This is a genomic window from Deltaproteobacteria bacterium (assembly GCA_019308905.1).
In the GTDB taxonomy this organism is placed as follows: Bacteria; Desulfobacterota; BSN033; order WVXP01; family WVXP01; genus JAFDHF01.
Map to the genome: position 1 here is coordinate 1 of JAFDHF010000018.1, position 21905 is coordinate 21905.

Consider the following 21905-nt stretch of genomic DNA (forward strand, 5'->3'; position numbering starts at 1 on the left):
CGATACCGCTGCATTACAGACAGCTCTCAGGTATCTTTCGAGGGGCACCGCTTCAATCCAAGAGGAACCGTCGGAGTGGAGAGCCGAGGAGAGAGGATGGGAAGAGTCTCTCCGCCCTCGCCCCTGTTGCCCGAATCAGGAGGGCATAGCCGCAGGGAATGGGAGGTTCTCAGGAGACGAAAAGGGGAGTGAAAATCCCTGCAGCCAGGGGTATTGACAAAAGAGACGTGGGCAGTAGTATTTAGATCTTCGATTTTTTCTCAACCACTGTGACAGATCTCTGGAGGCCTCACCGGGTACAGCCGTCTTAAGGGATGGGCAAGAGGCCGGGAGACCTCCGGAACAAGGGGAGAGAGGGGCCGTTTTGGCAGGAGATCTGATCAAAAGGATCAAAGAGGCCGAGCAAGAGGCGCTGAGAATGATTCGGGAGGCCGAGACGGATGCATCCCGACTGGTTGCTGAAGCCATCCAGACGCGGGAAGATCGCCTGGCAGAAGCGGAGAGAACCGCGCGCCAAGCGATCGAACAGGCAGGAGAGCGGGCAAGCCAGGAGGCTCAGGGGGAGATAGCAAGACTCCAGGAGAAGGCCAACCACAGGATCGAGGCGCTGCGCTCCCAGGCCATGGGGCGAATGGACGAGGCGGTCCAGCGTATCCTTGAAGGGATTTGATCCATGAGTATCGCCAAGATGGAGAAAGTCCAGATCCTGACCCACCAGGACCTCCAGGAGCCACTGGTACGGCGGATCCAGGAGCTCGAGGAACTCCACATTACCGATATCAGAGAAAGCGTGACGGTGGACGAGCATCCTGATCTGATCGGCGGGGTAGAAGCCTCCGACGATACTCTCGAAGGGCGGCTTTCCCGGATACAGGCCGCTCTGGATTTTCTATCGAGTCTCGAGGAGAAGAAGGGATTCCTCTCGGGGATCGTCTCCCCGAAGGTCATTCTCACACCGCAACAGTACCAGCAGATCGCGGCCGACTACGACGAGACACGAGTAGTCTCCAGCCTGCGTGAACTGGACCGGGAGAGGACCGAACTGCTCTCCGAAGTGACCAAACTCGAGGGGACCGCTCTTCAGTTGAGGCCCTGGCTTTCCCTGGACTCCCCCCTCGAGGAAGTTACCGGCACAGAGCATGCCGCCCTGTTTCTTGGTACCCTGCCCGTAGAGGCTCTGGGAGAGATGGAGAGAGAGGCCTCAGACCTTGAAGAGCACATGGCTGTAGAGGTGGTGGATCGGGACAGGGATACGGCCTATCTCCTTGTCTGTGCGCACCGGGAAGTTCTTAGCGGGCTTATGGAGCTTCTCAAGCGGCTCGGCTTTGAAGAGGTCGCATTCCCCGAGCTTCAGGGAAGACCCCGCGACCTGTACGATCAGGCCCTAAAGCGGATCCATGAAAACCGCCGGCGCATCCGCGACATAGAACAGACAAGCCGCTCCTACCTCAAAGATCGCCAGAACCTCCAGGTCGTCTACGATCACCTGAGTTCGCAGCTCCAACGAAGGCGGGTCATGGCGAGATTTGGTCGTACCGAGAAGGTTTCCGTTATTGAGGGCTGGATACCGCGGCACTGGCTGAAATCCTTCGAGGAGACCTTGAAGAGTGAATTCCAGGAGATTGCCCTCACCCCCTTGGAGCCCTCGGGCCGGGAGACCCCCCCTGTGGTTCTCCAAAATTCGAGGACCTTTGTCCGTCCCTTTGAGGTAGTAACCGAGCTGTACGGCCTTCCCAACGTCAGAGAGTACGATCCATCGCCTCTGCTTGCTCCCTTTTTCTTCGTCTTTTTCGGCCTATGCATCACCGATGCGGCATACGGCGTCATCATCACCCTCCTCTTTCTCTTCCTGATGAAGAAGTTCAAGGTCACCATCGGCCGGACCAAACTCGTGGGCCTCCTCTTTTTTGGCGGGATCTCCACTATCATCATGGGAGCCATGACCGGAGGCTGGTTTGGAGATCTGGTCGACTACCTGCCTTCGTGGCTGAGCGGCTTCCGCCGGATCAGAGAGGCACTCATGCTCTTCGAGCCCATGGAACAGGTTCTCGTCTTCATCGGGCTCGCACTCGTCCTAGGCTTCATCCAGATCTCATACGGCCTGGTTATTCGCATGGTACGCAAGATCCGGGAGGGTGACCTGCCGGAGGCCTTCTGTGGGCCTTTTCCCTGGTTGATCCTCTTGAACGGGCTAGCCCTTTTCGGATTGAGCAAGGGGGGTGTGCTCCCCTCATACTGGGCGGGATTGGGCGAGTGGATGGCCATTCTTTCGGCTCTTGCGATTGTTCTCTTTACCGACCGGACAAGTCGAAGCTGGTTTGCCAGGATTGCCTGGGGGGTTTACGGTCTCTATGGAATCACCTCTTACGTGGGCGACGTCCTCTCCTATCTCAGGCTATTTGCTCTCGGTCTCGCCACAGGCATCATTGCCATGGTGGTGAATCTACTGGCGAACATGCTCGGCGGGGCCCCTTATGTCGGCTGGTTTCTCTTTGCCCTGGTCTTTGTCATCGGCCACGTTTTCAACATCCTCATCAACGGTCTGGGTGCTTTCGTGCACACCCTGAGACTCCAATACGTCGAGTTTTTTCCCAAGTTCTTTGAGGGGGGTGGAAGGCCCTTCAAGCCGCTCAGGAGAGAGGCGAGATACACCATCGTCACGGAGCAGAACAGAGGGTGAAAAAACAGCGGCCCCCTCACACAGGGGGGCCGAAAGAGGAGGAGGATATGGAACTTTTCAGCTATGCGATTCCCGTTGCCGGAGCAGCTCTCGCTGTTTTTCTCGCAGGTTTCGGTTCATCCATCGGGATTGGCACAGCCGGCCAGGCGGCTGACGGGGTTCTTAGCGAAGATCCGGAGAAATTCGGCTCTCTTTTGATCCTTGTTGCCCTTCCTGGAACTCAGGGAATCTACGGTCTTCTCGGGGGGTTCCTGGTCATATTCAAGCTGGGGCTTCTGGGGGGAACGCCGGCCACACTGAACATCGTTCAAAGCTGGCAGATCTTCTTTGCCGCCCTTCCGGTCGGTTTTGCGGGTTGGATCTCAGGCATCCATCAAGGCAAGGTTTGTGCTGCCGGCGTCGCCATGGCGGCAAAAAGGCCGGAGACCTTGATGAAGGGGGTTATCTACGGAGCCATGGTGGAAACCTACGCCATCTTCGGCCTTATCGCCACGATTCTCCTGCTCCAGGGGATCAAGATCTAGGGATAGGACCGGTCTTTGGAGTCGAAAATGTCGATTGAGTCTCTGATCGGTAGAATCATCGAAGACGCAAAAAAGGCCTCCGAAGAGATAATGCAGAAGGCTTCGAAAGATGCAAGAACCTGGGAGGAGAAGACCGAGAGGGAAGTCCGGGCTATCATTGATCAGGGAAAGCAGAGGGCCGCACGGGCTGCCGAGGAGCGGAAGCAGAGAATGATCTCCATGGCTGAACTGGAGAATCGCAAGGAGCTCCTGCGGGCCAAGCAAGGGCTGATCGAAGAGGCCTTTTCCAGAGCCGTGGAGAGGATCCTCTCCCTGGACGACGAGGCCTACGGGACCTTTCTGGTCAATCTCATCCTCCAGGCCGATCCAGTGGGGGATGAAGAGGTCCTGTTGAATGATCGAGACCTGGGTCGCTTCAGGGACGGATGGATCGGGAAACTGAACCAGCGGTTGAAGCAGGAGGGCAAGAAGGGAGAGATGAGGGTCGGCCGGGAGAGTCGACCCATAAAAGGCGGAGCAGTCCTGAGAAGAGGAAGAAAGGAGATCAACTGCAGTCTTGAATCGGTGGTCCTTTCCAAGCGAAACGAACTCGAAGCCACGGTGGCCGGTATTCTTTTCGGAGACGGTAGGTAACCATGGAAGAGGTCCGTTGGAAGTACGGCGATGATGTCCGTTATGCCTATGCGGTTGGCGTGATCCGCGTCCTGGAGACCAGGTCGCTTTCACGGGAGCGGATCGAAAGGGCAGCCGAGGCTTCCAGTCCACAGGATGTTCTGAGAATACTGGCCGAGACCCCATACTCGGAGTATCTGTCCGGCCTGGCAGGTCCAGAGCAGTACGAATCCTTTCTGGAGAAAGAACAGGGGAAAGTCCTCAACCTATTACAGGAATTGACAAAGGACCCAGTCCTTACAGATCTCTTCTTCTACCGCTTCGATTTTCACAACCTCAAGGTGGCTCTCAAAGAGAGATTCGGAGGGGAGGAGTTGGAGCCCGCCTACCTCTCTCTCGGCCGGGTTCCCGTCCCCGCCATAAAGACGGCCATAGAGGAGGAAGACCTCTCTTCACTCCCTGCTTGGTTGTCAACCGTTGCCGAGCAGGTGGTTAAGGAGTTTCCTGAAAGAGAGGACCCCAAATGGATCGACCTCCTCATCGACCGGAGGATGTACGAGTTCTTCGTCGCAACGAGCCGGAAGGAGGGAAATCTCTTTCTTCACGGTCTTCTTCAGAGGGAGATAGATTTGGCCAACATCCTCTCCCTCTTTCGTTTGCGCCACTCCAAGCAGGACAGGAAGGTCTTTGTCGACTCCTTCATCGAGGGCGGCACTCTGGGCAGACCGTTTTTTCTCCCGCTATTCGACGAACCCCTCGAGGGGATTCCAGGCCGCTTCGCCTACACGCCTTACCGCGACATAGTGGAGAGCGGGTGGGACCACCTGAACACTGATGGTTCCTTTGCGGTCTTCGAGCGGATGGGCCAGGATGAGATTCTCGAATACCTGCGGCGGGCCAATCTGATAGCCTTCGGCATCGAGCCCCTTATCGCATATCTCTACGCAAAGGAGACCGAACTGAGAATGATCCGAACCATCATGGTTGGAAAACTCAATGGACTGCAACCGAGCACCATAAAGGAGCGTCTACCCAGTGTCCATCTCTAACGTTGCAGTAATCGGAGACAGGGATTCTATCCTCTGTTTCCGGGCAATCGGTGTCCTTACCTTTCCCGTAGCCGAGCCCAGGGAGGCGAGAGCCGTGGTGCGGCGGCTGCTCAAGGAGAAGGTGTCCGTGATTTTTATCACCGAGGCGATTGCCCAGTCCATGATGGACCTCATCGATGAGGTGTCCAGGGCAAGCCTGCCAAGCATCGTTCTGATTCCGAACAGTCAAGGCTCCCTGGGCCTCGGGATGGAAAGGATTCGCCAGACGGTCACAAGGGCCGTCGGAGCCGATATTTTTGGAAAGGGCGAGGAGACATGATGGAGCATGGCGTCATCGTGAAAGTGGCGGGCCCCCTGGTTGTAGCAGAGAGAATGATGGATGCCCGCATGTTCGATGTGGTTCGGGTCGGCGAAAAGGGCCTGATCGGCGAAATCATTGAAATCCATGAAGACAGGGCTTCCATTCAGGTGTACGAAGAGACCCGGGATATCGGACCCGGGGAACCCGTCCACAATACCGGCCGTCCCCTCAGCGTGGAGCTCGGCCCCGGCCTCATCCAGTCCATCTACGACGGGATCCAGCGCCCCCTGGATGTGATCTACCACAGAGCCGGAGACTACATAACCCGCGGCCTGGATGTGCCGGGCCTCGACAGGGAGAAGAGATGGCACTTCGTCCCCGTCAAGAAGAAAGGAGACCGGGTGCAGGGCGGACAGATCCTGGGTACCATTCAGGAGACCGTGGTCGTCGAACACCGGATCCTCGTACCCGTTGGTTTCGACGGTATCATTGAAGGGATCGACGAAGGAGAATACCGGGTGGAGGACACAATCTGCCGGATCAAGACCGGCCAGGGGACCAGGGATGTCACGATGATCCAGAGGTGGCCCGTGCGCCGTCCCAGACCTTACGCAAAGAAGCTGATCCCTGAGACTCCTCTCACAACCGGGCAGCGCGTGATCGACACCTTTTTCCCCGTGGGAAAGGGGGGAACCGCCTGTGTTCCCGGGCCCTTTGGGAGCGGCAAGACCGTGATCCAGCACCAGCTCGCCAAGTGGGCCGATGCGGACATCATCGTCTATGTGGGTTGCGGCGAACGGGGCAATGAGATGACAGACGTACTCATGGAGTTCCCGAACCTCAAGGACCCCCGTACCGGAGAGGTCCTGATGAAACGGACCGTCCTGATCGCCAACACCTCCAACATGCCGGTGGCGGCCCGAGAAGCCTCGGTATATACGGGGATCACCATTGGGGAGTATTTCCGAGACATGGGCTACAGCGTGGCTCTCATGGCTGACTCGACTTCAAGATGGGCCGAGGCCATGCGGGAGATCTCGGGACGCCTGGAGGAGATGCCCGGCGAAGAGGGATATCCGGCCTATCTGGGGACGCGGATCGCCGAGTTCTACGAGCGGTCCGGGCGGGTCGTCTGTTTCGGCGACGACGGCCGGATCGGAGCCCTCACAACCATAGGAGCGGTCTCCCCACCCGGAGGCGATCTATCCGATCCCGTAGTGCAGGCGACCCTGAGGGTGGTGAAGGTCTTCTGGAGCCTGGAGGACAGGCTTGCCTACCAGCGTCATTTCCCGGCGATCAGCTGGCTCAACAGCTACTCCCTTTATCACGACAATCTGCAGGAGTATTTTCGGAAGAATATCTCTGAAGACTTCACGGCGCTCAGGCAGGAATCCATGCGGCTCCTGCAGCAGGAAGCCGAGCTGGCGGAAATCGTGCGCCTGGTGGGAGTCGACGCCCTTTCCCCCAAGGACCGCCTCGTGCTGGAAACGGCCAAGTCGATCCGTGAAGACTTCCTCCACCAGAATGCCTTTGATGAGGTCGACACGTACACCTCACCTGCCAAAGAATACCGGCTCCTGAAGATAATCCTCGACCTCCATCACATGTGTGACAAACTCCTCGACAGGGGCATCCTGTTCAGGGAGATCCAGAACCTGGCGGTGAGGGAAGAGATCGCAAGGGCCAAGTTCATTCCCGAGGATCGGCTGGCCGATTTCGATGCGATTCGGACCCACATGGTTTCGGAGACCGAGAAACTCTCAAAAGAGGAAGGGGTTGCCTGATGCTGAAAGAATACCTGACGATCAGAGACATCTCCGGACCGCTTCTCCTGGTGGAGGAAGTGGAGGGGGTAAAATACGAAGAGCTGGTGGAGGTGGAACTGCCCGACGGGTCCAAGAGAATGGGTAAGGTACTGGAGGTTGAGGGCGACCGGGCGCTTGTCCAGCTCTTTGAAGGTACCACCGGGGTGGATATCAGGCACTGCCGGGTCAGGTTCCTTGCCCGGGGCATCGAGCTCGGACTCTCCATGGATGTGCTGGGCCGGGTCTTTGACGGCCTGGGCAGGCCTATAGACGACGGCCCTCAGATTCTTCCTGAAAAGACTTACGATATCAACGGGAATCCGATCAACCCCTTTGCCAGGGACTACCCGGAAGAGTTCATTCAGACCGGCCTTTCCGCCATCGACGGACTGAATACCCTGGTTCGAGGCCAGAAACTCCCCATCTTTTCAGGATCAGGGCTTCCGCACAATCGACTGGCCGCCCAGATCGCCCGCCAAGCCAGGGTCCTTGGCGAGGAGGAGAAGTTCGCGGTGATCTTCGGCGCCATGGGGATCACGTTCGAGGAAGCCGACTATTTCATCTCCGAGTTCCGCAAGACAGGGGCCATCGATAGGGCTGTTCTTTTTCTCAACCTGGCGGACGATCCTGCCTTGGAGAGAATCGCCACACCACGAATGGTTTTTACCACCGCCGAGTTCCTCGCCTTTGAGAAGGACATGCATGTCCTGGTGATTCTCACCGACATGACGAACTACTGCGAGGCCCTGCGGGAGGTCTCTGCAGCCAGGAAGGAGATCCCCGGTCGCCGGGGGTATCCTGGTTATCTCTACACCGATCTGTCGACGATCTATGAGAGAGCCGGTAGGATAAAGGGCAAGAAGGGATCGATCACCCAAATACCGATCCTGTCCATGCCTGAAGATGACAAGACCCACCCCATCCCCGATCTTACGGGTTACATTACCGAGGGCCAGATCATCCTGAGCCGGGCTCTCCATCGAAAGGGCATCTCTCCTCCCATCGACGTTCTCCCATCGCTGTCGAGATTGAAGGACAAGGGGATCGGCCCTGGCAAGACCCGCGAGGATCACGCCGATACCTTCAATCAGCTCTTTGCGGCCTATGCCAGGGGCAAAGAGGCCCAGGAGCTGGCTGTCATCCTTGGTGAGGCGGCCCTGAGCGAAATGGACAAGCTCTACTTCCAATTCGCCGACACATTTGAAAGGGAGTATGTCTCCCAGGGAGAGTACGAAGACCGCACCATAGAGGAGACCCTCGATTTGGGGTGGAGGCTGCTCTCCGTCTTCCCCACATCGGAATTGAAGAGAATTCGACAGGCTTGGATCGAAAAGTATCTGCCTCGCTTCAAGCAAGAGGAGAAGGAGGCACCCCTGGAGGCAGACAAAAGGGAGGCTCAAGTGGCCTGAGGCCTTGTTTCCGTCCTCGAAGGCTCCTTGCTCGTCGCCCATAACGGAAGGTAGATCTTCGTAACCGGAAAGCACTCTTATGAAACTCGAGGTCAACCCCACCCGGATGGAGCTTCTGCGGCTGAAGAAGCGGCTCGCCATGGCCCGAAGAGGCCACAAGCTTCTCAAGGATAAACAGGATGAGCTTATGCGTCAGTTCATGGAGATGATCCGGGACATAAAGGAGCTGCGAGCGGCAGTTGAAAGATCGATGCAGGAGGCTTTCCAGCGCTTTCTCTTCGTCTCCGCCTCCATGCCCAGGGCCGCCCTTGAAGAGGCCGTCGGATTCCCGAGCAAGCGGATCAGGCTCGATGTCTCCGAGAGAATCATCTTGAATATCAAGGCTCCTGAGTTGAGACCGACTGTAGAGGGTGAGATCCACTGCTACGGCCTCGCCACGACGCCCGGGGACCTGGATCTCTCCCTGGAGGCGCTCAATCAGGTGCTCCACGAGATGATCGTCCTTGCCCAGAAAGAGAAATGGATGCACCTTCTAGCCGAGGAGCTCGTCAGCACCCGCCGGCGGGTCAATTCTCTCGAATATGTCCTTATCCCCAACCTGGAGGAAACCATCAAGTTCATCACCATGAAACTCTCGGAGATGGAGAGGTCCAATTTTTCCCGCCTCATGAAGGTCAAAGAGATCGTACGGGCGCACTAGGGAACAGCAGGCACGGCGAACCTGGCCTGGAGGGATGTCTTGCACCCTCTCAGGCGGGTCACAAGGCCAGTGGTTGCCGGGTGGAGGGGTAGAATCGAGCCTGTCCCGCTCCGTCAGTCTTTCCCGTCAGAGGTAAAAGCCAGATGGGGGTTGGAACATTCGAAACCAAACGGCAATCGGGGTACCGATGGAGCTGAGGGGATTCGAACCCCCGACCTATGCGTTGCGAACGCATCGCTCTCCCGGCTGAGCTACAGCCCCATCTCCACACCGGCCAGGACCTTCCACCCTACGGCTTCTTCAGGTCCTCACCCAGTCCTCTCTGGAAAGTCCAACGGTAGGGCTTCTTGACAAGGGTCTCGGCGGCTTTGGCACGCCACCCGAAGGGCACGGTCACCGGCAGGGTGATCACGTAGGTCAAAGCCCCCATCCCCAGAGAGATAAGCCCCAGGGGTTTCCCAAGCAGCAGGTCCGGAACCACCATCTGGTCCTCTGCCGTCGTTTCCAGGGCAAACCCTACGGCAGAAGTCAAAAGAACCAAAACCGAGACAACCGCAACCACCCTCCAGATTCCTCTCTTTCGCATAGTTGTGAGGCCTCCTCTTCTCCAGGTATTATATGGCCCTGGAGCCGTTTGTCAAGGCGGGCAAGGGCTCCCTCTCCCCCAGGAGAGGCTGGCCCGTATCTCTTCCCTCCCCTTCCTGCCGCTAAGCAAAAAGTGTTCCAAGGGTTCTGCAGGCCCGGCAGCCGCAGGAGAGCCTTACCCTGCTTTCACGACTTTCGAGCGGACCCTTGTCCGCGAGCGACCTTTCGGAAGGGGTGGGGTCCTCATCAGGAGTGAGCGGGCGCGGCGGGACAAGGGTCTTCTCCTGCCAAAACAGAAAAAAATCGTGAAGTCATATACTTGCAACAATGCTCGGCCGAAAACTCAGGGAACTCCACTGATATTTGAGTTGAAAATTACTTCGAGTCTGTTATAATCAATAGTCTTCCGGTCTTTTGCAGCCGGTCCGGGAAACATCGTAAGGAGGGGAGAGCAATAGGGTGTAGGAGGAAAGGAGGGAGCCATGTCTATTTCGGCCTATGTCTTCATCGAATGTACGGCTGGTGCTGCACGACAGGTTGCCAGCGAGGTCGCCAAGATCCAAGGGGTCCAAAGGGCCAATGCCACAACAGGCCCCTATGACGTGGTCGCTCTGGTGGAGGCCGAGAGCGTACATATTCTCGGCGAGTTTATCGTAACGAGAATTCAGGGCCTCCCCGGAGTCCTGCGCACTCAGACCAATGTGATCGTCGACTGATGGATGGAGGCGGTGACGAGTCCTGGAGAGATTGATGGGTAGTGTGATCAAGAAACGGAGAAAGAAGATCAGCCGGCACAAGCACAAGAAAATGCTCGCCAAGACCCGACATAGGAGAAAGAAATAGGCCGGTCATGAGACGTCTCCTGTTGCACGTCCTGCTGTTTGCCCTTACGGTGGGATCGACGGTGCTCGTGGGAGGGGTTTGGTACTGCATTTCGATCATGACCATCCTTTTGGCCCATGAATTGGGCCATTTTCTTATGAGCCGGCATTACAGGGTTCAGAGTTCCCTTCCCTTTTTCATCCCCTTCCCGAATCTGTTCGGTACACTCGGGGCGGTTATTGTCATGAGGGGGAGGATAGTATCCCGAAAGGCCCTTTTCGACATAGGGGCAGCCGGCCCCCTTGTGGGCTTTTGCCTCACCGTGCCCGCTATCGCCGTGGGTCTCAAATTCTCCCATATCTCTCAGACGGTCCACGTGGAGGGGCTCTCCTTCAGGCTGGGAGACTCCCTTCTCTTTCTGTTTCTAGAGAAGGCAATCGTCGGTGAGATTCCAATGGGAGCAGACCTGGTACTCCACCCCCTCGCATACGCCGGCTGGGTGGGTCTCTTTGTTACGGCCCTCAACCTGATGCCCATAGGCCAACTGGACGGGGGCCATATCGCCTATGCGGTTTTCGGCCGGAAAAGCCGGATTGTTTTCACCCTCGCCGCTGCAGGCTTCGGGGTTCTTGGATTGTTCTTCTTTCCCCCCTGGCTCTTCCCCCTTGCCCTGATCATGCTTTTCGGCTTCAGACATCCACCCCCCCAGGACGATGAGACCGAGCTCGACAGAGGGCGGAAAATCCTAGCCGGAGTCACCGTGGCGGTCTTTGCCGTCTCCTTCATCCCGGTACCGCTCCCCGAGTTCGGGATGAACCTGCTGACCCTGATCCGGAACACTCTCTCTGGAAGCGGTTGATCCATCTTTCGGTCGAATTCAACAAGGGCAGACCCTGGCCGGCGGATCATCACGAAGTCGCCGCAGTCTCTGCAGTCATTCAGTCGAACAGGTTCTTGCGCAACCTTTCGTGGAATATCTCTCCCTCGCCCCTGTCTCCCACTGCTCCGATACGGACTCGGATCTGTGTCAAATCCAGGGCCTTGCTCTTGAGGATCACCCTTACCGGAGCGCCGTTGAACCGCTTTGCCTCGATCTTGCCCTCGGTCTCCCCCCTGGTCTGGTCCACCACCCTCATCTCCATGTCTTCCAGAGTCCGGAGCGCTGCCTGCCATGCTCTGTCATACCCCGCTCTGTACATCCTCGAAAGGTCGCCCTGGATAATGTGATAGGTTCCGACAGCCATCCCCGCGCCGATCAGGGCAGGACACCCCGTCAGGCAGAGAGACAGCAAGGAAAGCACAACCCCTGTTCCGAACCGCCTCATCTCATCCCTCCCTCTTAGTCCGATCCCGTATTCACATTGCCTGACTTCACACTTACGATTTTCCATGGTGCAATGTCAAGAAAGTTCTGGTATGATACTTCCCAAGACTCTTTCCGGGAGGTGACGAGAGCCGGATGAAAAGGCGCATACGGGTTCTAGCTGGGCTGGTCTTTCTGATTCTCTTTGTTTCGGGCTGTACCACGGCCGTAATGCTCGGTGTGGGGGCGGGGGCTGGCATCGGATCTTACAGCTACATAAAGGGAGAACTGAAGGCCGACTATCCTTACCCTTACGATCAAACCTGGAAGGCCTCTCTTGCCGCCCTGAAGCGGTTGGAAGTCGAAGTAGCCGACCAACAACGGGATGCCTTGGGGGGGAAGATCACGGGAAAGCGGGGAGACGGAAAACCCGTGGTCGTCAAGATCAAGGACAAGGGGCTGGGCGTCACCACCGTCGGCATCAGGGTCGGCAACTTCGGCGACCGCGAGGCCTCCCGAAAGATTCACCAGACCATACTCAAGATCCTAAAGGGTTGACAAGAAGCGGCCTCTGTTCTGCCTGAGATGGTCCCTCAAGCAGAGGGTGAAGTTGCCCAGAATATCCCTCTTACTGTTAAGGATGTAAAGCCAGTGATCGACGTGGTATATCTCATCTGAAAGCCTCTCAGGGGGATGGCTCAAGGGTATGTCTACGGGTCTCTCCTCCATCTCCCGGAGGAAAAGCTCGATCACCTTGTCCTTCATCCTGAGATGTGTATCGTCAAAGAAGAAGGCCACGTCGGGAATCAGGTCGCAAAGCCTGAGAAAGAAGGCGCTCACCTCTGGATCCTCGATACTCCTGGGAGGAGAGGACTTGACCTCCACGTAAACCAGGCGACCTTCCCACGCTGCAAGCACATCGTAGTCCCCCCCCACATCGGTCTCCCTGAAGTGGACCCCAAATGCGGCGGGAGAGGCGAACTCTCGCTCGAACATTTGAGCCACAAACCACTCCAGGGTAGGTCCGAAGCTGGAAATCCCGATCCGATTCAGGCGGTAGGCATCGCCTCCAAAGGGCTCCACCGTTGATGTGGCCTTGAGGAATCGAGTATACTGCTCGGCCACGCGGCTGGAACAATAGTCGGTCAGATCACCCGGACGAAAGGGCCCCTGCACCCTGACCAGTTCCCTGAGGAAAAGACGGAAGGAGTACTTCTTCATCCTCTCGTAGAACTGGGCGGTCAATTCCGGCGGGAGATCAGGAGGGATGAGAACCGTCTCCACCGGATTCTCGCGATGAATCTTGAGACCACGGCTCCTCAAGCGACCTCCGAGAAGAGATCCGGCAGGCAGGAGCTCGGTCCGCAGGGCCTCGAAACCTGCCTTCAGCTTGCCCAACTCGACCCTTAGACCCGAGATTTCCCGGAGGATCTGGTCCGCCGACTTCATTCAAACCCCCGAAAAATTCCGTACTTTCTCGCGGCTTCCAAGGCCTTACGGAATTCCTCCACCGTGACCGGACGGCTCGCATCCGGAAACTCCCATGCCCGGTAAGCCGGCCTGTACTGGGACATAACGTTCACATAGCTATTGGGAGAAAGCTCCTGGGATATGAACCGCATGACCTCGTCCGTCCCGGCCTGGCCGGAGGGCATGACAAGATGGCGGATGAGGAGGCCCCGCTCGGCTGTCCCAGAGGGTCCTATCCGCAGATCTCCCACCTGGCGATGCATCTCCTTGACAGCTGCACGGACGACCTCTGGATAGTCAGGGGCATTGCAAAGCCTCCCTGCCACCTCCGAGGACGAAAATTTCACATCAGGCATGTAGATGTCGATCACTCCGTCCAGGAGCCTGATCACTTCCAGCGATTCGTACCCCCCGCAGTTGTAGACCAGGGGGATACGAAGCCCCGATTCGATCGCCTCGGGCAGAGCCGCCACAATCTGGGGCGTGTAGTGGGTCGGGGTGACGAAGTTGACATTGTGACAGCCCATCTCCTGCAGCCGGATCATGTATCCGGCCATCTGGCCGGTTGTAATCTTCTCGCCCCGGCCCATATGACTTATCTCGTAGTTCTGGCAAAAAACACACCGGAGGTTACAATGGGTCAGGAAAATCGTACCGGAGCCATGACTGCCCACCAGGGGGGGCTCCTCCCCGAAATGGGGGAACACACTGGAGACCATCAGCTCGCCCCCCGCCCGACAGTATCCCTTCTCGCCCCGGATCCGGTTCACCCGGCATTGTCTGGGGCAGAGGGTGCAGGATTCCAGAATCCTGTTCAAAGCCTCAATCCTGACCCTGAGCTCCCCCTCTTCATAGAGACGGAGATAGGCGGGGATAAAGGCCATAAGAGCTCCCTGATTTGGGACCGCAGGACAAACCGATCCCCAACCGGAGTGACGCGGGTCACTCCCCTGTTGAATTCTGCCCATCGGTGGACTATTCTCTAGACTACCACTTTGTCTTTTCCGGATCAAACCACGATGATTGTGAGCGCAAGCAGGAGAACCGACATCCCTGCCTTCTACACCGCATGGTTGATGAACCGTGTGAGAAGCGGTTTCGCCTTGGTTCGGAACCCCTTTCGCCCCGGCACAATCACCCGCGTCAGCCTCAATCCGGCAGAGGTCGATGCCATCGTCTTCTGGACACGGAACGCCGAACCCTTGATCCCCTATCTGGACGAGCTCGATGCTGTTGGGTATCGTTACTATTTCCAGTACACCCTGGTCCACTATCCGAGGGCTTTTGAAAGAGCCGCTCCCCCCCGATCCCGGAAGGTCGACGGGTTCAGGAGACTTAGCAGAAGGATAGGCCCGGCCAGGGTGATCTGGCGGTACGACCCGATTATCCTCAGCAACCTCACCGGTCTCGAGTATCACAAAAAACAGTTTACGGAGATCGCCAGGGCTCTGGAGGGGTTCAGCCAGCGTTGTGTCATCAGCTTCCTGGACATCTATCGCAAAACGAAGAGGACCCTGGAAAGAATGGAAAAGGAGAGAGGGGTACGAGTGATCGATCTTCACGAGAGGCCGGCCGATGTCCGCGAGATTGCCGGTCTTCTGGCACCCATAGCCAGACAGTCCGGATTTGAGATAACTACCTGCGCCGAACCTTTGGATCTGCAAGAGTACGGCATTCAGCCCGGGAGGTGTATCGACGGCGACTTGATAAACCGTCTCTTCGGGCTCGATTTGAAGGTCGAAAAGGACAAGGGCCAGCGAAAATGGTGCCGCTGTGTGGAAAGCACGGATATCGGCGCATACGATACCTGCCCCCATGGCTGCATCTACTGTTACGCCAACGCGAGCCTCGAACTGGCACGCAGAAACTTCAATCAACACAACAGCCTTGCCCCTATGCTGGGTTAAGGCCCGGCAAACGGGGACTTGATATTCCGAGCAGAAGGCTTCTCCGTCAGCGGGCAGGGGCTGCGTGGGCCGAAGAGCAAAGCAGGGAGGTTGCACGATGAGAGCTGCTGTTTCGGTGTGGTTGCTTCTTCTTGCCGTCACTATCTGCCCGGTACTGGCCGCAGCGGGTGAGACCAGTGGATCACTGTGGACGGACAATGCTAAGACCGCCGCGGGCAGAAGCTATCTGGACGGCTTTGTGCGGGGATACATCGAGGGAAACAGATTGGGTCTCGACCTGCTTCAGGGGATCCTCCCCTATGCCCGGTTCGACCCTGGTTCACGGATCGACAAGAACCAACTCCAATCAAAGCTCCGTATGCAGGCCCTCTACTATGCCCGTGCCCTGGAAGGGGAAACCCTGAGGAAGACCGTCGACCAGATCACCAAGTGGTATGAGGATCCCCGCAACCAAAGGATCCTTTGGGGCAAACTCGTGAACCTCGCCATCGGAAAGGTAAACGGCCTACACCCGAACTACATCCGGTACGAGCTAAAATGGCTTCAAGAGACCTCGGCAGGGAAAAGCATCGACTGGTTCCACACGATCGACCCGGCGACAGGAGAGGGGCGGGTGAACTACTACGATAAGAACGGCAGAATCATGAGAACCGAATGGGTGCGGTAGTACTTCAGGGCTTGCCCTTCCGTGCCCCGGCGCCGCTTATGGGCTTCCCCATTCTGGCAAGCTTTTTCAGGCGTTCCGAGCAGATCCGGTCCAGTTGAAAACCGAGCCTGGGAATCGATGCGGTCAAGACTTGGAAATCCCTTTCCTCCAGCCGGAGAAGCTCTGCCCGATCCGAAGTGATCTCAACCGTTGCGGTCCGCGGGATACTCTTCAACAGGGCTATCTCCCCAAACACGTCACCACCATCGAGCTCCGCGACAACCCTTTCACGGCCTTCCGTGTCTCCAACCCGGACTGCAGCCCTTCCCGACACAAGGACAAAGAAGGCATCCCCTTTGCCCCCCTGCTCCAACACCCGCTCCCCCTTGTATCCCCTGTATCTCGTGACAGCAGTCGCCAGCCTGGACACCTGATCTCCGGAAAGCCCCTGGAAAAAGGCAAGCCTTGAGAGAGTGGGTTTCGTGCTGAGTATCCTCCGTATCCGCCTTTTCACCGAGAGCTTGTCGTCCAACAGTCCGAGGAATTCCTCCCTATCGATCCTCAGGGCCAAGCCGTTTGACAGGGCCCGGACGGTAACATCAGAGGGCGCCCCCTCCAGAAGGGAAGCCTCACCGAAACAGTCCCCTCTGCCCAGCAGGAACTCAAGGCGACCGCCCACCATGACTCCCGCCTTTCCACGTAGAATCAAGTAGAATCCCCCTGCCTCCTCACCCTCGCCCAGGATTTCTTCTCCGGCCGTGAATTCGACGGAGGCCGATCGTTCTGCCGTGCGGAGGAGGATCTCAGGGGCGAACCCTTCGAGCAGGCAGTTCGAACCCATGAGTCTCGCCCGGTCCCGAAATGTCGGATGTGAGGGGACCACTACGACGGTCTCCCCCTCTCGGGCCACCCTCAACCCCTCCAGATCTCCAGAGTGGTCCTCGGTATGAACCACAATGAGTCGTCTTCTAAGACCTTCTGGAAGGCGAAACAGCGCCTGCGGCGAGGTGTGGATCGCCTCTCGACCGGCCTCGTGAATCAACAGGTCCGCGTTGAACCCGAAATGGAGAAGCTCTCGCCGCCTCTTCCGGTCGATTATGCCCATTTGATACATCTTTTCGATTCTTTCACGGTCGAGGCATGTATCGGCTGAATAGGCGATCCTCTTCTCCCTTTTCGACTTCCCCTCGCCGAAAACGGCCTCAAAACGTACCGTAGGGATCGAGTGGAGGGCCGAAGAAGCTACAAGCAAGGCGTGACCCGCCCTATAGATGCCTCCCGGATCGAGCTCTACAAAGTCGGTATACCGCCCCATGTCGCATCCTGTCACTGCTCTCGCCTTACGGAGGAAACTCCCGAAGACAAGGCGGGAGGTGATGACCCGTATCCTTCTCCGGTGGAGGACAGCGCTGATCATTCCCGCGTCGTGGTCGGCATGGCAGTGGGTTAGGAAAACAGAGGAAACATCGCCGTCGTCTATGCCCAGCTTGGCCAACTCGGCCCAGGGATCTGCCAGTGGATCGACGATAATACCCTCCCCATCGATCCAGAGAACAAAACTCGTGGTCCGGCGGTGGGGGGTGAAACCGCTGCCTGTGCCCAGGAAGGTCACGCCAAACCGAGGGGGCTCCAGGGGATCCGGGCCGAAAAGACCGGGCGGCTGGACCGGCGGTGTGAAAACCCCTGTGTCCACCTCCCCCAGAAGAATCCCCTTTTCCCAGAACTGATAAGAGCCCCGCCGTGCAACTCTGATCGTGACCCCTTTGATATCCACCTCTCTCCTGTTACGGCTGAAGGGGACCAGCGTAACGAGGTCTTCGAGTTCCAGGCCCCTGTTGCCTTCCTTCCTGACATTGAGGAATTCTCTCTCCCGCCTCCCCCCATCAACACCCCTCGGTCCTGAGAAGGACTCGCGAAGAACCGTCCTTATGCGCCGGAGTTGCTCTGTCGTGCCGACGATGGTGGCCTTTCTCTTTTCGATGAAAAAACTACCGTAGACCGGAAACTCGGGCTCGACATTCAGTCTATGATCGACTATGAAGTGCTTTGGCAGAACTATAACCGAAGGTATGCGCCTTTTGCGGGCGATGAACCACTTGGTGATTTCGGGGGGGCATCCCACCAGAATATCCCCGAGGGCCCGTGTGGAGACAACCACGCAGTTGGTTTGAATCTCTGTGATCGAGTTCTCGGTTCCGTGCATTTGTTGTATCATAATCCCGCAGACGTGACGATTGCAAACCCCCATATCTGCGAATCCGCACTGCTTGGTCCTGCTGATCCGTCAGTTCTCTCCCGCCCCGTGGACCCGAGAAGGGGACAATCGCTCCCACCCCGGAAGCCAGGGCGAAACCGTTCTTTCCCCATTTTGAAAGGGGCCGCGGAGGCTGTGGACTATCGTTTTGACAAGGGATGGAAGATGGGATAAAGGTGATTGGAGGAGCCGAGGTCCAAAGGTCCGATCGCTCGGACCGTCGGGGTAATCGGGAGAAGACGAGTTGAACGACCAGGGATTCGCCGAAGTAGCCGTGAGCCTCCCCCTGTGGAAGACCTTCACCTATCGGGTCCCCAAGGGCCTGGAAGGACAGGTGGAGTTAGGCAAGCGAGTCCTGATCCCCTTTCACAGGCGGAAGGTCACAGGCTATGTCATCGATTTTCCAACCCCTCTTCCCGACAGCCTCGATCCGGACAAGGTGAGAGAGATCATCGACGTGCTCGATGAGATCCCCCTTTTCGATGAAAACATGCTGGGCCTTTTCAGATGGATCTCGAGATACTACTTCTACCCTCTCGGCGAGGTGATCAAAACCGGACTCCCTCCGGGGCTGACGGTTGAGTCGTGTCGAATCCTCGAGATAACACCCAGGGGCGAGGCCCACCTCGCCCAGCTCCAGCCCGGCGGCGGCGATCGGCTTCTCCTTGAAGCATGTCGGGAGAGGAAGGAGTTGAACCTGCCCCTCCTCTCCCGTCGCCTGAAGATCCGGAACATCCACTCCCGCATCTTCGCCTTGAAGAAGAACGGTTTCCTTACCGAGCAGGTCAGGCTCAAGAAGGAGCGGACCAGGGCAAAACAAGAGGCTGTTTTCGCCTTCCAGGAGGAAGACAAGCAGGTGAAAAGACCCGGTCCAACCCCAAAGGAGTCTGAGATCCTCGAGTTCATCAAGAGCCGCACACGGGTGTCCCGCAGCGACGTGACGAGACGATTCTCAAGGGTGGCTCCCTACCTCCGGCGCCTGGTGGAAAAGGGGTGGTTGAGCGTCGATTTTGAGGAGAGGTACAGGGAACCCTTCCTGAACGAGGGTTTCGGAACCGAGAAAGAGCCGGAGCTGACCGAGGATCAGCAAGTCGCCCTCGCCGAGATCGAGAGATCCATCGAGGCAGGAGGCTATCACCCCTATCTGCTGCACGGCATCACGGGAAGCGGCAAGACCGAGGTCTACCTCAGGGCGATCAAGCAGGTCATGAAAAGGGGGAGAGAGGCGATTGTGCTGGTGCCGGAGATCTCGTTGACGCCCCAGCTTATCTCCAGATTCAAGACACGCTTCGGAAGGGTTATCGCCGTCCTCCACAGCGGTCTATCCCCCGCCGAACGGTACGACCAGTGGCGGCGCATAGTGAGACACGAGGTCCGCATCGTGATCGGTGCCCGGTCTGCGATTTTTGCCCCTTTCAAGAAACCCGGCATCATAATCGTGGACGAGGAGCATGAGACGAGTTTCAAACAGGAAGAGAAACTCAAATACAACGCAAGAGACCTCGCGGTGGTGAGGGCCAAGATGGACAAGGCCGTCCTTGTTCTCGGTTCGGCTACCCCATCGATGGAGTCGTTCTTCAACACCCTTCAGATAGGGAAATTCCAATACCTCCGCCTTCCCCGGAGAATCGAGTCAAGGGTGCTCCCCGCCGTGGAGATAGTGGACATGCGAGCAGAAAGAGACAGGGGAAGGCGGTCGGTCTTCTCACAGAGTCTGAAGGAGGCCCTCCTGGCCAATGCAGACCGTGGCCAGCAGAGCCTTCTCTTTCTCAATCGCCGAGGATTTGCCAACTTTATTCTCTGTACAGACTGCGGGTGGACCTTTCACTGCCCCAATTGCAGCGTTACCCTGACCTTTCATGCCCCCGGCCGCCTCCTCCAATGCCATCACTGTGGCCACACCGCACCGGTTCCCCTCAGATGTCCCCATTGCGAGAGCTACAACCTCCACCCCCTGGGTATCGGAACGCAAAGAGTGGAGGATGAGATCCGCAAACTCATGCCGTCGGCCAGGGTCGCCCGGATGGACCGGGACACCACTGCACGGAAAGGCGCCCACTGGACGATCGTCCGGGCCATGGAGCGCCGCAAGATAGACGTTCTCATCGGAACACAGATGATCGTAAAGGGGCATGACTTTCCCAGCATCACCCTGGTGGGAGTCATCTGCGCCGACACGATTCTCAATTTCCCGGATTTCAGGGCCACGGAGAGAACCTTCCAGTTGCTCACCCAGGCAGCCGGGCGAGCCGGGAGGGGTGACCAGGCCGGAAGGGTCATTATCCAGACCTACAATCCCGACCACTACAGTATACAGAGGGCAAAGGAACACGATTTTCTCGGCTTCTATCAGGAAGAGATCGCCTACCGGGAGGAACTTGGCTATCCTCCCTTCTCCCGTCTCGTCAATCTGAGGATCTCTGGAAACCGTGAGGACAGGACCGAGGCATTTGCCAAACGCCTGGCCATTGTCGGCGCTGAAACAAAAAGAAGAAAAGGTGTCTACAGGGACCACATCGAGCTTCTAGGCCCCTGCGCCGCTCCTCTTGCCAGGGTCAAGGGCAGGTACCGGTGGCAGCTCCTGGCCAAGAGCAGCCGCCCGGAAAGCCTCCACCGCTTCCTCGCCGAAGTGTTGGCTAGGATGGAAAAAGAGACCCCAGGGATTCGCCTTGAAGTGGACGTGGATCCCATAAATCTCATGTAGAATCGTTTCCATAAAACGATCGATCCCCAAAGAGGGGACTCCTTGCTCGATCTCGCTCAGCGATAGGGACCTTCTCAGATCTCACCAAACTCCACTCCGATTCTGGAGTTTCCTCTCTATTCCAACAAGGATTCTTACAAGTAGTTGACTTTACAGTCTTTTCTCTCCTTAGCAGGGGAACACGAGCTCCGATTCTGTTGACAATCCCAGGGGAAACGGGTATGAATAGCTTTGATCAAGGACCGATTGGCGAGGCGGGATCGCTTGTGAAGGCCACAGGATCAGTGCCCGAGCGGAGAAGGTTCGGCCGCTTTCGAGTCGATTACCCGATTTCGTACCTGCTGGAAGGCCGCAGCGAGGTCCTCACCGGTATAGCGGTCAATCTCAGCGAAGGCGGGCTTCTCGGATGTTTTTTCGACCGTATGAGGGTAGGGACCCGGCTGGATCTCGAGATATTCTACACTCATGAGCTCCAGTTCACCGCACTGAACTTCCAGGGTAGGATCGTGTGGAAGGACATTTTGGAAACGAGCGATGCCATAGAATATCAATACGGTATCGAGTTCACCCGAATGGACGAGGAGCAGAAATCCAGGCTTTGCAGCCTCCTGGCTTCCATGAAACCACCCCCCCCGTACTTCGTCTGACCAGTTGCAGAGAGAACCATCCTCCAGGTTCAGGTTCTGACCCGAGAAGACCCCTTTCGAAGAGGAGGAGGCTTCCACGGGAATCCCCGGGTTCTAAAGGATCGGAGCAAGAGAGCCGATATAGGCTATAGGTGGCGATCTCGGTTCTTCGACAGGTGCAATCATGCAGCGAATCCCCTTGGAACGGGCCAGCGAAGAGATGAAACTGGCAAAACCAGTGGTCAATGACAGCGGCGTTACCCTTGTCAGGGAAGGAACGGTCCTCACCCAGTCTCTCATCCAGCGGCTGAGCAACTTGGGGATTCGCCAGATCATCGTCCATGGCCATCCCTTGAAACGAGAGGGCGGGGAAGACAAGCCCCTCGCTACCCTGGAGAGGGAGCTGGAAGAGCGCTTCCGGCCCACCCAATCAAACCCGCTGATGCGCCAGATAAAAGAGATCTTCCTCAGGGACCTCCGCTTCTGGGCCGAAGGAGAAGACGAGTAG

General features: G+C 57.3%; 23 protein-coding genes and 1 tRNA gene. 18 read left to right on the forward strand and 6 right to left on the reverse strand.

Translation table 11 applies throughout. The annotated features are described in order from the left end of the window. The first annotated feature begins 364 nt into the window (after nucleotides 1-364). From JRJ26_07920 to JRJ26_07960, 9 genes are all read left to right on the forward strand, one after another. Nucleotides 365-670, forward strand: a complete 306-nt coding sequence (locus tag JRJ26_07920; GenBank protein MBW2057408.1) for a hypothetical protein — start codon at nucleotides 365-367, stop codon at nucleotides 668-670. Nucleotides 671-673: 3 nt separating this feature from the next. Continuing rightward, nucleotides 674-2680, forward strand: coding sequence for a V-type ATP synthase subunit I (locus JRJ26_07925; GenBank protein MBW2057409.1), 2007 nt, complete (start codon nucleotides 674-676; stop codon nucleotides 2678-2680). Nucleotides 2681-2727: 47 nt separating this feature from the next. Next, nucleotides 2728-3204: a V-type ATP synthase subunit K gene (locus JRJ26_07930; GenBank protein ID MBW2057410.1), complete on the forward strand. Its 477-nt coding sequence runs from the start codon at nucleotides 2728-2730 to the stop codon at nucleotides 3202-3204. A gap of 27 nt (nucleotides 3205-3231) precedes the next feature. After that, on the forward strand, nucleotides 3232-3837 hold the full coding sequence (locus tag JRJ26_07935) for a V-type ATP synthase subunit E (protein MBW2057411.1): 606 nt from the start codon (nucleotides 3232-3234) through the stop codon (nucleotides 3835-3837). A 2-nt stretch (nucleotides 3838-3839) separates the two neighbouring features. Beyond that, entirely contained in the window at nucleotides 3840-4865 is a 1026-nt protein-coding gene (locus JRJ26_07940) for a V-type ATP synthase subunit C (protein MBW2057412.1), read from the forward strand. Further along, the gene (locus JRJ26_07945) at nucleotides 4858-5184 is read left to right on the forward strand and encodes a V-type ATP synthase subunit F (GenBank protein MBW2057413.1); all 327 of its coding nucleotides are present in this window, start codon (nucleotides 4858-4860) and stop codon (nucleotides 5182-5184) included. Before JRJ26_07940 ends, JRJ26_07945 begins: the two co-directional genes overlap by 8 nt. Continuing rightward, the gene (locus JRJ26_07950; GenBank protein MBW2057414.1) at nucleotides 5184-6950 is read left to right on the forward strand and encodes a V-type ATP synthase subunit A; all 1767 of its coding nucleotides are present in this window, start codon (nucleotides 5184-5186) and stop codon (nucleotides 6948-6950) included. The genes JRJ26_07945 and JRJ26_07950 overlap by 1 nt, the downstream gene beginning before the upstream one ends. Then, nucleotides 6950-8380, forward strand: a complete 1431-nt coding sequence (locus tag JRJ26_07955) for a V-type ATP synthase subunit B (protein MBW2057415.1) — start codon at nucleotides 6950-6952, stop codon at nucleotides 8378-8380. Before JRJ26_07950 ends, JRJ26_07955 begins: the two co-directional genes overlap by 1 nt. Before the next feature lie 79 nt (nucleotides 8381-8459). Then, nucleotides 8460-9080 carry a V-type ATP synthase subunit D gene (locus JRJ26_07960; protein MBW2057416.1) on the forward strand — a complete coding sequence of 207 codons (621 nt, stop codon included), beginning with the start codon at nucleotides 8460-8462 and terminating at the stop codon, nucleotides 9078-9080. A 188-nt stretch (nucleotides 9081-9268) separates the two neighbouring features. Here the strand turns inward: JRJ26_07960 and JRJ26_07965 are convergent. Further along, nucleotides 9269-9341, reverse strand: a tRNA-Ala gene (locus JRJ26_07965). A gap of 28 nt (nucleotides 9342-9369) precedes the next feature. After that, a complete protein-coding gene (locus JRJ26_07970; protein MBW2057417.1) occupies nucleotides 9370-9666 on the reverse strand; it encodes a hypothetical protein in 297 nt (98 codons plus the stop codon). A gap of 481 nt (nucleotides 9667-10147) precedes the next feature. Between JRJ26_07970 and JRJ26_07975 the strand changes: the two genes are divergently transcribed. From JRJ26_07975 to JRJ26_07985, 3 genes are read left to right on the forward strand one after another with little or no spacing between them, the layout of a single operon-like run. Beyond that, nucleotides 10148-10381, forward strand: coding sequence for an Lrp/AsnC ligand binding domain-containing protein (locus tag JRJ26_07975; protein ID MBW2057418.1), 234 nt, complete (start codon nucleotides 10148-10150; stop codon nucleotides 10379-10381). A 34-nt stretch (nucleotides 10382-10415) separates the two neighbouring features. Next, the gene (locus JRJ26_07980) at nucleotides 10416-10508 is read left to right on the forward strand and encodes an AURKAIP1/COX24 domain-containing protein (GenBank protein ID MBW2057419.1); all 93 of its coding nucleotides are present in this window, start codon (nucleotides 10416-10418) and stop codon (nucleotides 10506-10508) included. Between the two features lie 7 nt (nucleotides 10509-10515). Beyond that, nucleotides 10516-11346, forward strand: coding sequence for a site-2 protease family protein (locus JRJ26_07985; GenBank protein MBW2057420.1), 831 nt, complete (start codon nucleotides 10516-10518; stop codon nucleotides 11344-11346). Between the two features lie 79 nt (nucleotides 11347-11425). Here JRJ26_07985 and JRJ26_07990 read toward each other — a convergent pair whose 3' ends face one another. Beyond that, nucleotides 11426-11812, reverse strand: coding sequence for a DUF3568 family protein (locus JRJ26_07990; protein MBW2057421.1), 387 nt, complete (start codon nucleotides 11810-11812; stop codon nucleotides 11426-11428). 134 nt (nucleotides 11813-11946) lie between these two features. Here JRJ26_07990 and JRJ26_07995 point away from each other — a divergent pair, with 134 nt between their 5' ends. Then, nucleotides 11947-12348: a DUF3568 family protein gene (locus JRJ26_07995; protein MBW2057422.1), complete on the forward strand. Its 402-nt coding sequence runs from the start codon at nucleotides 11947-11949 to the stop codon at nucleotides 12346-12348. Here the strand turns inward: JRJ26_07995 and JRJ26_08000 are convergent. Further along, on the reverse strand, nucleotides 12337-13239 hold the full coding sequence (locus JRJ26_08000; GenBank protein MBW2057423.1) for a hypothetical protein: 903 nt from the start codon (nucleotides 13237-13239) through the stop codon (nucleotides 12337-12339). The two genes, JRJ26_07995 and JRJ26_08000, sit on opposite strands and share 12 nt — an antisense overlap. Next, on the reverse strand, nucleotides 13236-14144 hold the full coding sequence (locus tag JRJ26_08005; protein ID MBW2057424.1) for a radical SAM protein: 909 nt from the start codon (nucleotides 14142-14144) through the stop codon (nucleotides 13236-13238). The genes JRJ26_08000 and JRJ26_08005 overlap by 4 nt, the downstream gene beginning before the upstream one ends. Before the next feature lie 135 nt (nucleotides 14145-14279). Here JRJ26_08005 and JRJ26_08010 point away from each other — a divergent pair, with 135 nt between their 5' ends. After that, the gene (locus JRJ26_08010; GenBank protein MBW2057425.1) at nucleotides 14280-15167 is read left to right on the forward strand and encodes a DUF1848 domain-containing protein; all 888 of its coding nucleotides are present in this window, start codon (nucleotides 14280-14282) and stop codon (nucleotides 15165-15167) included. Between the two features lie 97 nt (nucleotides 15168-15264). Further along, nucleotides 15265-15834, forward strand: a complete 570-nt coding sequence (locus JRJ26_08015) for a hypothetical protein (GenBank protein ID MBW2057426.1) — start codon at nucleotides 15265-15267, stop codon at nucleotides 15832-15834. A 4-nt stretch (nucleotides 15835-15838) separates the two neighbouring features. On the opposite strand, the gene JRJ26_08020 is transcribed toward JRJ26_08015, so the two are convergent. Continuing rightward, a complete protein-coding gene (locus JRJ26_08020; protein ID MBW2057427.1) occupies nucleotides 15839-18016 on the reverse strand; it encodes a cyclic nucleotide-binding domain-containing protein in 2178 nt (725 codons plus the stop codon). Nucleotides 18017-18311: 295 nt separating this feature from the next. On the opposite strand from JRJ26_08020, the gene priA reads away from it, so the two are divergent. The 3 genes from priA (at nucleotide 18312) to JRJ26_08035 (ending at nucleotide 21905) form a co-directional block, all read left to right on the forward strand. Next, the gene (gene priA / locus JRJ26_08025) at nucleotides 18312-20771 is read left to right on the forward strand and encodes a primosomal protein N' (GenBank protein MBW2057428.1); all 2460 of its coding nucleotides are present in this window, start codon (nucleotides 18312-18314) and stop codon (nucleotides 20769-20771) included. Nucleotides 20772-20992: 221 nt separating this feature from the next. Then, a complete protein-coding gene (locus JRJ26_08030; GenBank protein MBW2057429.1) occupies nucleotides 20993-21418 on the forward strand; it encodes a PilZ domain-containing protein in 426 nt (141 codons plus the stop codon). A gap of 163 nt (nucleotides 21419-21581) precedes the next feature. Next, nucleotides 21582-21905 carry a hypothetical protein gene (locus tag JRJ26_08035; GenBank protein ID MBW2057430.1) on the forward strand — a complete coding sequence of 108 codons (324 nt, stop codon included), beginning with the start codon at nucleotides 21582-21584 and terminating at the stop codon, nucleotides 21903-21905.

Bases quoted from the DNA above. Each gene is read 5' to 3' on its own strand.
- JRJ26_07980 (MBW2057419.1), top strand. From the start codon at position 10,416: ATGGGTAGTGTGATCAAGAAACGGAGAAAGAAGATCAGCCGGCACAAG.
- JRJ26_08015 (MBW2057426.1), top strand. From the start codon at position 15,265: ATGAGAGCTGCTGTTTCGGTGTGGTTGCTTCTTCTTGCCGTCACTATC.
- JRJ26_08035 (MBW2057430.1), top strand. From the start codon at position 21,582: ATGCAGCGAATCCCCTTGGAACGGGCCAGCGAAGAGATGAAACTGGCA.
- JRJ26_07995 (MBW2057422.1), top strand. From the start codon at position 11,947: ATGAAAAGGCGCATACGGGTTCTAGCTGGGCTGGTCTTTCTGATTCTC.
- JRJ26_07960 (MBW2057416.1), top strand. From the start codon at position 8,460: ATGAAACTCGAGGTCAACCCCACCCGGATGGAGCTTCTGCGGCTGAAG.
- JRJ26_07985 (MBW2057420.1), top strand. From the start codon at position 10,516: ATGAGACGTCTCCTGTTGCACGTCCTGCTGTTTGCCCTTACGGTGGGA.
- JRJ26_07930 (MBW2057410.1), top strand. From the start codon at position 2,728: ATGGAACTTTTCAGCTATGCGATTCCCGTTGCCGGAGCAGCTCTCGCT.
- JRJ26_07935 (MBW2057411.1), top strand. From the start codon at position 3,232: ATGTCGATTGAGTCTCTGATCGGTAGAATCATCGAAGACGCAAAAAAG.
- JRJ26_08010 (MBW2057425.1), top strand. From the start codon at position 14,280: ATGATTGTGAGCGCAAGCAGGAGAACCGACATCCCTGCCTTCTACACC.
- JRJ26_07950 (MBW2057414.1), top strand. From the start codon at position 5,184: ATGGAGCATGGCGTCATCGTGAAAGTGGCGGGCCCCCTGGTTGTAGCA.
- JRJ26_07955 (MBW2057415.1), top strand. From the start codon at position 6,950: ATGCTGAAAGAATACCTGACGATCAGAGACATCTCCGGACCGCTTCTC.
- JRJ26_08000 (MBW2057423.1), bottom strand. From the start codon at position 13,239: ATGAAGTCGGCGGACCAGATCCTCCGGGAAATCTCGGGTCTAAGGGTC.
- JRJ26_07940 (MBW2057412.1), top strand. From the start codon at position 3,840: ATGGAAGAGGTCCGTTGGAAGTACGGCGATGATGTCCGTTATGCCTAT.
- JRJ26_08020 (MBW2057427.1), bottom strand. From the start codon at position 18,016: ATGCACGGAACCGAGAACTCGATCACAGAGATTCAAACCAACTGCGTG.
- JRJ26_07975 (MBW2057418.1), top strand. From the start codon at position 10,148: ATGTCTATTTCGGCCTATGTCTTCATCGAATGTACGGCTGGTGCTGCA.
- JRJ26_08005 (MBW2057424.1), bottom strand. From the start codon at position 14,144: ATGGCCTTTATCCCCGCCTATCTCCGTCTCTATGAAGAGGGGGAGCTC.
- JRJ26_07970 (MBW2057417.1), bottom strand. From the start codon at position 9,666: ATGCGAAAGAGAGGAATCTGGAGGGTGGTTGCGGTTGTCTCGGTTTTG.
- JRJ26_08030 (MBW2057429.1), top strand. From the start codon at position 20,993: ATGAATAGCTTTGATCAAGGACCGATTGGCGAGGCGGGATCGCTTGTG.
- JRJ26_07925 (MBW2057409.1), top strand. From the start codon at position 674: ATGAGTATCGCCAAGATGGAGAAAGTCCAGATCCTGACCCACCAGGAC.
- JRJ26_07990 (MBW2057421.1), bottom strand. From the start codon at position 11,812: ATGAGGCGGTTCGGAACAGGGGTTGTGCTTTCCTTGCTGTCTCTCTGC.